Source organism: Pseudonocardia sp. DSM 110487 (genome assembly GCF_019468565.1).
Lineage (GTDB): Bacteria > Actinomycetota > Actinomycetes > Mycobacteriales > Pseudonocardiaceae > Pseudonocardia.
Genome location: NZ_CP080521.1, coordinates 7,690,931 through 7,703,159 on the forward strand (window position 1 = coordinate 7,690,931; position 12,229 = coordinate 7,703,159).

Consider the following 12,229-nt stretch of genomic DNA (forward strand, 5'->3'; position numbering starts at 1 on the left):
CTCAGTGGACGTCGCTCAGAACTCCGGCTGGGCAGGGACGAGGTTGGTGCGGGCGCACTCGCGGAAGGCCGTGACGAGGGGATGGTGATCGTCGGCTCGCGTGACGACCACGACCCGCGTGGGATCGACCCCCTCGAGGGGGACGGTGGTGAGGTCGTCGCGCAGGCTCACTCGCCGGTCCCCGGCGGGCAGGACGGCGATGGCCTGACCATCGGCGACGAGTTCGAGCTTGTCCTCATAGCTCTCGACCGGAAGGGGCCCGACCGGGGCCGGGCTGCCGTCGGGCCGTGGTTCGAGGCGCCAGAACTCGCGCCACGCGGTGGTCGTGGCACCGCACCCGACCACCGCGTCGGCGGCGATGTCGCTCAGCCGGACCGACTCCTTGCCCGCGAGTCGATGGTCGATGGGCACGACCAGCACCCGCGGTTCCTCGTAGAGGACCGTCACGCGGAGGCGGTCCGTCGGATACGGGAGCGGCATCCGGGCGATGATCGCATCCACGCGGTGCTCGGCCAGTGCGGTGGCGTCGTTCCCGTCCAGGTGTCGGGTGCGGACGTCGGCGCCGGGGTGACTGCGCCGCAACGCGCGCACCGCCGGGGTGATGACCAGGTCGTCGACGTACCCGATGATGATCGCGGGCAGCGGCGCAGCGGCCCGCGCCGTGCCGATGGCGTGCCGGGCGGTGTGCAGCAGCGCCCGCGCCTCGGGGAGGAACGCCTGCCCGGCCTCGGTGAGTCGGCTCCCCTGCGGGGTGCGCTCGAGCAGACGGACCCCCAGCTGGTCCTCCAGGCGCTGGATCTGGCGGCTGAGCGAGGGTTGCGCGACGTGCAGCAGTGTGGCCGCCCGGCCGAAGTTCAGCTGCTCGGCGACGACGGTGAAGTAGCGCACCAGCCGCAGGTCGAGGTCCGCGCCGGCGGAAGCAACGTCGGGCACTTCTCCAATGTACGTCGCACCTGAACCGGCATGACGTGCCGTGATACGCGGTGCGCATGACGAGGTGAAGAACGGGTCTTGGACACCGCTTCGCGTCCGGCCTTCACTCGATCTCGGGGCTCGATCAGGCGAGCCCCGAGAGGCGAGCATGAAGTGAGGACACACCACCATGGGCGAGTACGACGGCAAGCACATTGTGATCACCGGTGGCAGCAGCGGGTTCGGGCTGACCACGGCGAAGCTGCTGGCCGATGACGGTGCTCGCGTTCTGATCACCGGGCGCACCGAGGCCACGCTCGAGGCCGCCCAGAAACAACTCGGCGACAACGCCATCGCCGTTCGCAGCGACGCCGGCTCGGTTACCGACATCGAGGCGCTCGCCGACCGGGTGAAGGCGGAGTTCGGCACGGTCGATGCCCTGTTCGTCAACGCCGGGATCAACGCGTTCGCGCCGTTCGAGGCGACCACCGAAGAGCTGTACGACCAGGTCTTCGCGATCAACGCCAAGGGCGCCTACTTCACCGTGCAGAAGCTCGCGCCACTGCTCGACGAGGGCGCCGGGGTGGTGCTGACCACCTCCGTGGCGAACGTCCTCGGCATCCCCATGATCAGCGCGTATGCGGCCAGCAAGGCCGCGCTGCGCTCCATGACCCGCGGCCTGGCCCGCGAGCTGCTCCCGCGGAAGATTCGCGTCAACGCGGTCAGCCCAGGCCCGATCGACACCGGCATCCTGGACCGCTCCCTGCCCCCGGAGGCCGCCGAGCAGGCCAAGGCGCAGATGACCGCGGAGAACCCGATGCTGCGCTTCGGCGACCCCGAAGAGGTCGCCAAAGCAGCGCTGTTCCTGGCCTTCGACGCCACCTACACGACCGGCGCGGAGATCCCCGTCGACGGCGGCGGCTCTCAGATCTGAGAAGAAGCTGGGCCGTCGAGTTGCGTAGCGAACCTTCCTTGCCGGGACACTAGACTAGGCCGGGATCGGTCGCCGCTCTTGTCCGAAACGGCCATCCCGGCCCCCGAGCATCGGGACGTAGGACGCGGCGTGGTCGTGCCCGCAGGAGCACGCAGCGCCGTACTGCGCGAGGACCTCGCCGGGCGTCGCGCCCACGAGCCGACGACACTCGCGGCTGAGGTGGGCCTGATCGTGGTAGCCGACCTCGGCGGACCACCGTGCGAGCTCGACGGCCGCGGCGCCCTGCTCGGCGACCGAGGCCTGAACGCGGGCGAGGAAGCCCTGGAACCGCAGAATGCGGTGCAGCTCCTTCGGCCCGACGCCGACCGCGGCCCGGCATCGGCGCCGCAGCTGACGTTCGGAGATCGACAGCAGCGCGGGCAGAGCGGCCGTCCCGCCGCCCTGCCAAGGCATGAGATTCCGGACGGCCTCGTCCACCAACGCGTCCGGTTCGCCGGCAGACCGCGCGACGAACGACTGGAGCTGACCGAGCGCGACCCGCGGTGTCACGGCGCCCCCGAGGACGTCCGTCAGACGGGCCAGGTCAGGCCAGAGGTCGGTGCCCACAACGTCCTGGTCGACGAGCTCCTCGGCCGGCATCCCGACGAGACCGCCGAGCACCCCCGGACGTAGCCGCACCCCGACAACGGTGCCTCCCGCCGGGATCTCCCGGTACGTCGCCGTGGTCAGGGGGCCGAGCAGCCGGGGCGCCTCACCAAGCACACATCGCACCTCGGCGCCGCCGTGTGGCACATGCCGCTGCGCCACGGGCCGGTCGCCCACCTGCTGGATCCACACCGACGATGCGTACGCGGCGAGTGCAGGCCTCGGCGCGCGCTCAATGTAGGACGACTCCCCTGGCACCCCACCATCGTGCCGAACCATCGTGCCGACCCGGTCGTGGACGGCGATCCCGGCTGGGAAGAGCTGATCCGGCGGTTGGCGGCCGCCAGTGCCGAGTTCGCGGCGATGTGGGCCGCCCACGCCGTGGCGCAGCCGTCGACCCGCGTGAAGGTCTACAGGCATGCAAGCGCCGGAGATATCGCGCTGACCGTCACCGGCTTCGACCTCGCCGCGTCTCCGAGGACCCCACCGGCCTGAGGCGCCAGGGCCTGGAGCTGATCCACACGCCCCACGAGCGTGTGCCGATCACCACCTCCCGAAATACCTGACTAGTCAGTTACTGTTACGTCAGACGAATCGCCCGCGCTCGGCGGGCGCACACACGGTCGGGGTCCCCGATGAAACTCACCTACGTCTTCGATGCCTACTGCGGCTGGTCACACGGCTTCTCCACCACGCTGCGCGAGATCACCTCCCGCCATCCCGAACTCCCGGTCGAAGTGGTCTCCGGCGGCCTGTTCACCGGACCACGCCGAGCACCGATCAGCACGTTCGGCTACGTCCAAGGCGCCAACGCCAGGATCAGCGAGCTCACCGGCGCCGAGTTCGACGACCGCTACGAGCGGCTGATCGCCGACGGCTCCTTCGTCATGGACTCCGAAGCCGCCGCCCGCGGCATGGCCGCGCTGCGCCGGGCCGCCCCCGACCGGGTCGTGGAACTGGCCACTGCTTTGCAGCGAGCCTTCTACGTCGACGGGCACAGCCTGTCCGACGCCGATACCTATCGGGAACTCGCCGAGGCGGGCGGGCTGGACGCCGACGCCGTGGTCGCCGCCTTCGACGCGCCGCAAGCGCACGCCGAGGCCGAGGCCGACTTCCACCGCGCCGCCCAGCTGGGCGTCCTCGCGTTCCCCACCCTCCTGGCCGTCGACGACGACCAGGTCACCGTGCTGGCACACGGCCAGGCCACCGTCGACGAGATCGACCAGCGACTCACCGCCCTGTCCAGCACCCGCACCTCCTGACACTCCCCACCGTTCGAGGAGCCCCACCATGACCACCCTGTCCTTCACCGTCCTCGACCTCGACTTCCCGGCCGGCAGCAAGAACAAGACCGCCACGCTCGTCACCGGCCACAACGAGGCCCTGCTGGTCGACGCCGGCTTCACCCGCGCCGACGGCCACCGCCTGGCCGCCGCCGTCCTCGACGCTGGCAAGACGCTCACCACCGTGTTCATCAGCCACGGCGACCCGGACTTCTACTTCGGCGCCGAAGTCCTCGCCGACGCCTTCCCCGACGCCACGTTCGTGGCCACCCCGCTCGTCATCGACCACATCCGGCACTCCTACGAGGGCAAGTTGAAGGCGTGGGCAACCCTTGGCGCCAACCTGCCCAGCCGCCTGGTCGAGCTCACCCCGCTGACCGGCGACCTCACCTTCGAAGGCCACCGCTTCGAACTCAAGGGCGGCCCCGCCGGACTGCCCGACCGCCACTACCTGTGGCAGCCCGAGCAGCGCGCGATCCTCGGCGGCGTGCTGCTGTTCCAGCAGGAGCACGTTTGGGTCGCCGACACCCCCACCCCCAAGGACCGTTCCGCCTGGATCGACCTCCTCGACGAGATGGCCGCCCTCGACCCGCGGCTGGTCGTCCCCGGCCACCGCCTTCCCGGCACCCCCGCCGACGCCTCCGCCATCACCGCCACCCGCGACTACCTCCTCGCCTTCGAGGAGGAGCTCGGCAAGGCCGCCGACGGCGCCGCCCTCACCGCCGCGCTCATCGAGCGCTACCCCGACAACGGCATGCAGATCGCAGCTCAGATCGGCGCCAAGGTCGCCAAGGGCGAGATGACGTGGGGCTGATGGACGTGTCCGACATCGTGCTCTCCCCCGCTCCGGCCGATGTGGTGCGCCGCCAGTACCTCGCCTCAGCAGCCGGCGACCTGGAAGCGCTGCGCGCCACCCTCGCCCCCGACGTCGAGTGGACCGAGATGGCCGGCTTCCCCCTCGCCGGCACCTACCGCACGCCCGACGGCGTCACATCGAACGTGATGGAAGCGCTCGCCGGGGAATGGGACGACTGGACCGCCCATGACGACACCTACGTCGTCGACGGCGAGAACGTCGTCGTCCTCGCCCGCTACACGGCGATCAACAAGGCGACGCGCAAGGCGATCGACGTGCGCGTCGCCCACCACTTCGTCGTACGTGGAGGCCTCATCGTCCGCTTCGAGCAGTTCGTCGACACCGCGCTCGTCCGCGAAGCCATGGCCGACTGACCACCGGTGCGCAATCCCCGTTGCCGGGGCGGACACGCGCCGTGGCGTTGGCGCCTCCGGATGGGGACTAGTAGTTGACCTGCGCCATGCGCTCGTCCTGCCAGTTGGCCAGATTCTTCGCGATGCTCCTGAAGGCGAACGCGGCCGATGTGTAGAGAACAGCTGCGAGGACGAGGAAGAGCATCAATGCGGCCGGCCCGCGCCGGGTGAGTGGGTCACTCGCCAGCGTCACGGCGATCCCGATCGGTGCGGCGAGGCTGCCGCCGATCCAGCCCGCCCACCACATCCATACCTGCGGGAGCGGTTGCCCCGTGGGGTTGCTGGCCTTCACGAGATCGAGCACCACGACGACGGGCAGGAACAGGTTGCCGATCGGGATGAACCAGCCCCCGATCGCCCATCCGGCAGCCAGGCGGTGCCGGGCAACGTAGAGGGCGTCGGCGTTCGCGCGGGCCCTGGTGAGCCACACGATCACGAGGATGCCGGCCACCGCCTGCCCGATGAGGCTGAGCAACAGGCCTCCGCCCATGAGGACCATTCCGAGCTGAGCCTGCGCGCTCGACTGGTACCACCCGAAGGTCGACGTGGATGCGGCCATCAGGATCGAGCCGACGGCAGTCACCCACACCGCACCAGATGCCGCGGTGGACAGACCGTGCAACGGCGTGGGCTGGACCTGTCCGGCAACTGGGCGTTCCGCGGGGTGCATGGTGGCTCCTCCAGAGGTCGGCGATGCGTCAGAAACGAGCCCGCGCGCCGCGCCTCGGTTGGGACGCCGGCAGCTATGTGACGCACACCACATCTCAAATCACAGCACACTCGCCGAGACGACAGCGCGTGCGCCCAGGAACATCCCCAGCTTGTCGGCCGCAGCGTGCAGCGCGGCGGTCTCAGCGGCATCGAACGGCCGGCACAGCACCGTATCGAGCACGACGGTGTCGGCCCGGACCGTACGCTTCCAGCGGCCGGCCACCTGTGTGTCGACCACGATGACACCGTTCGGCAATGAGGGCTTGCCCGATGCCACGGCCGCCAGGTCGCCGAGGTCGAGCAGGTACCTGCTCTGGGTGTAGCCGACGATGTACTCGTCGTAGGCCTGCAGCAACCGCACCGATGGGGACGGGGCCGGCGTGCGGGCGTTTCCCGGCGCGGACCAGAAGGTGATGCCGTCGACGTCGGTGCTCTCCAGTGCGTCGCCGGCGAGCGACAGCCCGGTGGCGATGTCGACACGCGTGAGGCTGGACCACCACGCCAGGTCCTTCGCCGTCGCCGGACCATGGCTGGTGAAGAACCGGTGGACCAGCTCGGCCAGCGCCGCCTCGCGATCCAGGCTCGCCGCCCGCGGGACCCGCTCCTCCAGCAGCGCGTACGTGTGCTGTTTCCCCCGCAGCGGGCCGCTGCAGATCATCCGCTCCAGTTCGGCGTGGATGAGGATGTAGCCGAGCCGGAACCCCGCCGCGGTAATGCCATGGCGGGCGAGCAACGCCGCGATCTCGGTGCGAGTGAGGTGGTTCCCGTCGGCGACAGCGTCGGCAATCAGGTCCGTGGTGCGGCGCAGCAGCGGACCGTCGAGCTCACCCCGCCGGTAGGCATAGGTGTTGAGCACGTGGATCCGCGGCGCCGTCAGTTCCAGCAGCCAGCGCAGGTCGGCGGGGGCCACGAAGTGCCACGTCGGGCGTAGCACGTGCGTGCGGAGGATGACGCCCTCGTCGAATGCGCGATCGAGGTCTGCGTCGGTTACGCCGGGGCCGAGCCGCTGGGCGAGCGCCCACTTCGCCGGGTGGTAGTCCTGAGACTGCAACCCGCCGAACCAGCCGACCACGTCGGCCGCGTCGGCGAACGGGGCCGGCTGCACGCCGCCCAGGCCAACGGCGCCGGTGCGGCGATGGGCCAATTCGAGCCCCTCCGGCGTCACCGCTGCCCGCCGGCGGGCTGGGTGTGGCCGGTCGGCCGATCCTCGCGGTCCCGGACGCCGGCGAGCCGGTCGATGGGCATCGTCCACGGCTCCCGTTCTCAGCCGGCCGAGTGCGCGCCGGTCATCAGCCCCGCAAGATCTTCGGGATGGATGAACGACGGCGGGGGTGGCGGCCCCCAGTTGAACATGCCGCGGGCGCCTTCGACGGTCTCGGGATTCCAGAGCTGGTCGTCGATGATCTCGTCGAGGTCGGAGTAGTACTCCGAGAAGTTGCCCGCGGGATCCTTGAGGTACCAGAAGAAGTTCGAGCCGACGTGGTGGCGCCCCAGACCCCACACGTGCCGCTCGGGATGCTCCTCGAGCATCGCCGAGGCGCCGCGGCCGACCTCGTCGACGTCATCGACCTGCCAGGCGGTGTGGTGCAGGAAGCTCACCGGCGCGGAATTGACCAGAACGTTGTGGTGGTCGGTGGAGCAGCGCATGAACGCGGCGAGCCCGGGCACGCGATCGCTGACCTTGAAACCGAGCCCGTCGGTGAAGAAACCGCGGGTCGCCTCCTCATCGGTGGAGCCGATCACCACGTGCCCCAGCTTGCGGGGACGGACCCGACCCTCGCGCAGGATGCCGGGCGCGCGCACGTTGGGCCGATCGGCCCGACCGGGCCCGTTGTAGGGGGTGGCCGGGATCGGTGACTGGATCAGGTGTGGAGTGACGCGCAGGGTTGCCCGCACCCCGATGACCGGCTCGACGGCGGACAACGAGCCGCCCGCCCGCTGCGTCGGCACCCCGAACCGGTCGAGGTTGCGCTTCGCCCGCTCCAGGTCCTCGACGTCGTCGACCCCGATCTCGAGGGCCAGCAGCCGCCGCGACGGCGCGTACTCCAGCCGCAGCTGCTCACCGCCGTCGGCGGTGGCGAACCGACCGGGCGCCACCTGCTCGAGGCCGAAGTCGGCGTAATAGCCGGCAACGGTGGCCACGTCGGGAACACCGATGGTGAGGGACGAGAGTCGGTGCAGCGGCATTGCGTGCTCCTCGGTTCGGCGGTGTCGGTTCAGTTGCCGGCCAGGCACTCCTGGCGGATCTCCCCGATGCCCTGGATGCGGCTGACGACGACGTCGCCTGCGGCCAGGAACCACGGAGGCTTGCGAGCCATGCCCACCCCGGCCGGCGTCCCGGTGAAGATCACGTCACCCGGCCGGAGTGGGCACACGCCCGACAGGACCGAGATCAGGTCGGGCAGCGACCAAACCATCGCCGACGTCCGGCCCTTCTGCACCTGCTCGCCGTTGATCTCGCAGACCAGCTCGAGATCGTCGGGATCGTCCAGCTCGTCCGGGGTGACCAGCCACGGCCCGATCGGGCCGAACCCGGGGAAGGACTTCGCCAGGGAGAACTGCGGGGCCGGCCCGACCATCTGAACTGCACGTTCCGAGTAGTCCTGCCCCACGGCCAGCCCGGCGACATATGTCCACGCTTCCGCCGCGGGAACGCGTTCCGCGCGCCGGCCGATCACCGCGACGAGCTCGATCTCCCAGTCGACCTTGTCGCTCGGGAGCGCGACGGGCGCGAACGGCCCGGACAACGAGGCGGGGAACTTCGTGAACGTCGGCGGCACGGCTCCGCGGGTCACCTGGAGGCCGGCCTCCGCGGCGTGGTCGTGGTAGTTGAGGCCGATCGCGAACACCTGGGCCGGTGCGGGTGCCGGGTTCCCGAGCGCTGCCGGGTCGATCGGATCCCCGCCTGCCGGGTCCACCGAGCCGGCCCACTCGCGGAACGCCTCCCACACCGGGTAGAGCGCGGCGACGTCGGGGCCGAACCGGCCCTCGCTCGCCCGCGCGACCTCGACCCCGCGGACGTCGCCTCCCCCGTCGGCGCCGGCCAGCACCGTCGCCCGTCCCGAGACCGAAGCCAGTCGCATCTGATGCCCTTCCGGCGGAAGCCCGTGGCGAGGTACCCAACCAGACCATCAGGCGAGATGTCAATCGAATATCGAGATTTTGCGTAACGCCGCCTCCTCGAGCAGATCGGTCAGTCCCGGTGCTGCGCCTTGCCCAACTCGTCGGTGAGCCGGGCGAGGGCGTCCTCGGCGGTGGGGACGGGGCCGAACAGCTGCTCCTGCCGACGGGGGTCGGCGACGTAGCGGCCGGTGTCGAACCACCCGAACATCGCGGCCATGTCCTTGACGATCGGCATGAAGGGGCCGGTGACGGCCCCCGCGGCGCGGGTGACGGGGGACGGGACGGCCCACACCTTGATCTTCTTTCCGGCCCGGCTGCCCATCAGGTCGGCCATCTCGCGCATGCTGACCGGGCGGTCCCAGCCGATGTCGACGCGCTCACCGTCCTTGACCTCGGCGTCGACCGCGGCCGCCAGGTACGCCGCGAGATCGGAGGTGTGGACGAAGGTCAGCGGGACGGTGCTCTTGCCCATCCACGTCAGGCGGCCCTTGTCGATCGGGTTGCCCGCCATGCTCGCGATCTGTTCGAGGAACGCCCCCGGGCGCAGTGCGACGAACGGGACGCCGAGCTGTTCGAGCTTGTCCTCGGCGACCTTCTTGTGCCAGAAGTGCGGGACATCGGGCGTCTGGTCGCAGGTGAGGATGCTGGTCAGGACGAACCGCCTGATGCCGGCGCGGTGGGCGGCCTCGGCGAGGTTGGCGTTGCCGAGGGTGTCGATGTCGTTCGCGTTCTTGCCGCCGCGGGTGTAGCCGGCAGCGGTGGTGATGACGGCGTCGGCGCCGTTCATGGCGGCGACGAGTGAGTCGAGGTCGAGCATGTCGCCGCGGGCGATCTCGACACCCCGGCTTTCGAGCCTGCTCGCGTCGGTGGTCGGCCGGACCAGGGCGCGGACGTTCTTACCGCTCTTGAGCAGTTCGTCGACGACCTTGCCCCCGAGGGAGCCGGTCGCGCCGACGACGAGGACCGGGAGGGTGGTGGAGCGGTTGGTGGTCATTGGTCTCACTTCCCCATCAAATGATCAATCGAGAGTTATTGCGAGCTTGCCCCGGACATGCCCGGCGTCGCTGACCTCCTGGGCCGTGGCGGCCTGGGCCAGCGGGTAGGCGGTGACGGTGGTGACGACCTTGCCGGTCGCGGCGTCCTGGGCCAGGGCGGCCAGGCGGGCGGCCGAGCGTTCCCGGGGACTGCTGGAGAAGGTGATGCCGAGCTGGTGCGCGCGGAAGTCGGCGATGGTGACGATGCGTTCGGTGCCGCCGCGCAGGGCGATGGAGTCCTCGAGGGGGCCCTTCCCTGCCACGTCGAACACCGCGTCCACGCCGTTGGGGGCGAGCGCCCTGACCCGCTCGACCAGGCCCTCCCCGTAATGAGTCGCGGTGGCGCCGAGCGAGGCGAGGTAATCCTGGTTGGCGGGACCGGCGGTGCCGATGACACGTGCTCCGCGGGCAGCGGCGAGCTGGACCGCCAAGGTTCCGACCGCTCCGGCCGCGCCGTGGATCAGCACGGTCTCCCCACTGGCGACACCGAGCAGGTCCAGGACCCGCTCGGCCGTCGCGCCCGCCACCGGCAGCGCGACCGCGCGCTGCCAGTCGAGGTCGGCGGGCTTGGGAACCACGGTGGTGGCCAGCGCGTACTGGGCGAATGAGCCGGTGTCCGACCAGCCCAGCACCTCGTCGCCCACCTTCACGTCCTGCACGCCCTCACCCAGTGCGTCCACCACGCCGGCGACCTCGTGACCGGGGATGGCGGGCAGCGGCGTCGGGAACACGGCCTGCATCGCCCCGGAGCGGATCTTGCCGTCCAGCGCGTTCACGCCGGCCGCCTCGACGCGGACGCGGACCTGCCCGGGGCCGGGCTGGGGGATCTCGATGTCGGCCTCGTGCAGCACTTCCGTGCCGCCGAAACGGTCGAACAGGATGGCTTTCATGACAACTCCTCAGGGTTGTTCGATCTGCAGGCCGCGCTGGATCACAGTGATCGCCTCGGCGTTCATCCGGTGGCTGATCTCCGCCCCGGGGAGGGCGAAGGAACCGTGGAAAGTGCCGGGGAAGAGGTGGAGTTCGGTGGGTACACCGGCCTGGACGAGGCGCTGGGCGTAGGCGATGCCCTCGTCGCGCAGCGGGTCGAACTCGCTGACGCAGACGTAGGCGGGCGGGAGGCCGGCGAGGTCCTCGGCGCGGGCCGGTGCGGCGTAGGGGGAGACGTCGGGGCCGCCCCGACGCCCCGGGCCGCCCAGGTAGGAGTCCCACACGATCGGCAGGTCGGACGCCTTGATGATCGGCGTGTCGGTGAGTTCGGCCATGGACGGGGTGTCGAGGCGGTCGTCGACGGCCGGGATGCGCAGGAGCTGGAAGCACGGCGTCGGCCCGCCCCGGTCGCGGGCCATCAGGCTCACGCCGGCCGCGAGGTTGGCGCCGGCGCTGTCGCCGCCGACCGCGATCCGCTCGGGGTCGATGCCCAGTTCCGCGGCGTTCTCGACCGTCCATCCGAAGGCCGCGAAGCAGTCCTCGAGCCCGGCCGGGAAGGGGTGCTCAGGGGCCAGGCGGTAGTCGACGGACACCACGACCGCCCCCGACTCGACGGCGAAGGTGTACGTCATGCCGTCATTCCCGGCGACATCACCGCCCATCCAGCCGCCACCGTGGAAATAGACGAGCGCGCCGTACGCTCCCTCGTCCTGACCGGTCTTGGGAACGTAGATCCTCACGGGCACCTCCGGTGCGCCTGCCGGGCCCGGTACCGCCGCGTCCCGTACCTCCACGGGAACGGCCGTCTCAGGGCGCTGCCAGGCCGCGGCGAACTCGGTGGCCTGCCGGCGGAACGCTGCGGGGTCGTCCCACGCGAGGGTGGGGAGCATCTCCACGATCGGGGCGAGCTCTGGATCAAAGGCATGGCGCACTGGGGGTCTCCTTGGATAGGTAGTGGGTGACCAACTGCCGTTCAGCGTGGTGACCGCGGGTAGCCCGGTGCGGTCGAGCAGCTCACCGAGGACGCCGCCCGCGCCCGAGCGCCGGGCTCCGCCGCCGACGAGCGCGATGGGCCGCTGGGCCGCGGCGATTGCGGCAGCCGCGCGGTCCACCAGCTCGACGTCCGCGGCGGTGCGCAGTGCCGGGACCGAGCCGAAGCGGGCATCGATATCACCGGCTCGATGCCGCCGGCGAGCATCCTTTTGATCAGCTCTGGCGCGAGGACCGGCACGTAGAAGGCGTGCGTCGTCCCGTACTCCTCCAGCATGTGGCCGAGGGCGTCAGCGGCGATCACGTCAGTGACCTCAGGGCCGGTTCGATCACGACGTCTCCTCGGCTACACAGACTGATTCTGTCGACAGATTAGACCCTAGCTCACGAGACTCCAA

The 12,229-nt window shown here is 70.5% G+C and carries 14 protein-coding genes; 5 read left to right on the plus strand and 9 right to left on the minus strand.

Translation table 11 applies throughout. The annotated features are described in order from the left end of the window. Positions 1-15 precede the first annotated feature (15 nt). Entirely contained in the window at positions 16-933 is a 918-nt protein-coding gene (locus K1T35_RS35960; protein WP_255621097.1) for a LysR family transcriptional regulator, read from the minus strand. A 169-nt stretch (positions 934-1,102) separates the two neighbouring features. Here K1T35_RS35960 and K1T35_RS35965 point away from each other — a divergent pair, with 169 nt between their 5' ends. Next, a complete protein-coding gene (locus K1T35_RS35965; protein WP_220256185.1) occupies positions 1,103-1,846 on the plus strand; it encodes an SDR family oxidoreductase in 744 nt (247 codons plus the stop codon). Between the two features lie 54 nt (positions 1,847-1,900). Here K1T35_RS35965 and K1T35_RS35970 read toward each other — a convergent pair whose 3' ends face one another. Further along, positions 1,901-2,770 (minus strand): helix-turn-helix domain-containing protein, encoded by an 870-nt coding sequence (locus tag K1T35_RS35970; protein ID WP_220256186.1) that lies wholly within the window; start codon positions 2,768-2,770, stop codon positions 1,901-1,903. On the opposite strand from K1T35_RS35970, the gene K1T35_RS35975 reads away from it, so the two are divergent. The 4 genes from K1T35_RS35975 (at position 2,759) to K1T35_RS35990 (ending at position 5,004) form a co-directional block, all read left to right on the plus strand. Beyond that, positions 2,759-2,986: a hypothetical protein gene (locus K1T35_RS35975; protein WP_220263320.1), complete on the plus strand. Its 228-nt coding sequence runs from the start codon at positions 2,759-2,761 to the stop codon at positions 2,984-2,986. The two genes, K1T35_RS35970 and K1T35_RS35975, sit on opposite strands and share 12 nt — an antisense overlap. A 140-nt stretch (positions 2,987-3,126) precedes the next feature. Then, positions 3,127-3,753, plus strand: coding sequence for a DsbA family protein (locus K1T35_RS35980; protein ID WP_220256187.1), 627 nt, complete (start codon positions 3,127-3,129; stop codon positions 3,751-3,753). Between the two features lie 28 nt (positions 3,754-3,781). After that, positions 3,782-4,588, plus strand: a complete 807-nt coding sequence (locus K1T35_RS35985; RefSeq protein WP_220256188.1) for an MBL fold metallo-hydrolase — start codon at positions 3,782-3,784, stop codon at positions 4,586-4,588. Continuing rightward, a complete protein-coding gene (locus K1T35_RS35990; protein WP_220256189.1) occupies positions 4,588-5,004 on the plus strand; it encodes a nuclear transport factor 2 family protein in 417 nt (138 codons plus the stop codon). The genes K1T35_RS35985 and K1T35_RS35990 overlap by 1 nt, the downstream gene beginning before the upstream one ends. Positions 5,005-5,071: 67 nt before the next feature. Here K1T35_RS35990 and K1T35_RS35995 read toward each other — a convergent pair whose 3' ends face one another. From K1T35_RS35995 to K1T35_RS36025, 7 genes are all read right to left on the minus strand, one after another. After that, entirely contained in the window at positions 5,072-5,713 is a 642-nt protein-coding gene (locus tag K1T35_RS35995; RefSeq protein WP_220256190.1) for a DUF4328 domain-containing protein, read from the minus strand. Positions 5,714-5,812: 99 nt separating this feature from the next. After that, entirely contained in the window at positions 5,813-6,859 is a 1,047-nt protein-coding gene (locus K1T35_RS36000; protein ID WP_220256191.1) for a winged helix DNA-binding domain-containing protein, read from the minus strand. A gap of 158 nt (positions 6,860-7,017) precedes the next feature. Then, positions 7,018-7,941, minus strand: coding sequence for a VOC family protein (locus K1T35_RS36005; RefSeq protein WP_220256192.1), 924 nt, complete (start codon positions 7,939-7,941; stop codon positions 7,018-7,020). Between the two features lie 29 nt (positions 7,942-7,970). Continuing rightward, a complete protein-coding gene (locus tag K1T35_RS36010) occupies positions 7,971-8,837 on the minus strand; it encodes a fumarylacetoacetate hydrolase family protein (RefSeq protein WP_220256193.1) in 867 nt (288 codons plus the stop codon). Positions 8,838-8,947: 110 nt separating this feature from the next. After that, complete coding sequence (locus K1T35_RS36015) at positions 8,948-9,871, minus strand: SDR family oxidoreductase (RefSeq protein WP_220256194.1); 924 nt, start codon at positions 9,869-9,871, stop codon at positions 8,948-8,950. Positions 9,872-9,895: 24 nt separating this feature from the next. Further along, complete coding sequence (locus tag K1T35_RS36020) at positions 9,896-10,801, minus strand: NADP-dependent oxidoreductase (RefSeq protein ID WP_220256195.1); 906 nt, start codon at positions 10,799-10,801, stop codon at positions 9,896-9,898. Between the two features lie 9 nt (positions 10,802-10,810). Next, the gene (locus K1T35_RS36025; RefSeq protein ID WP_220256196.1) at positions 10,811-11,953 is read right to left on the minus strand and encodes an alpha/beta hydrolase; all 1,143 of its coding nucleotides are present in this window, start codon (positions 11,951-11,953) and stop codon (positions 10,811-10,813) included. Between the last annotated feature and the right edge of the window lie 276 nt (positions 11,954-12,229).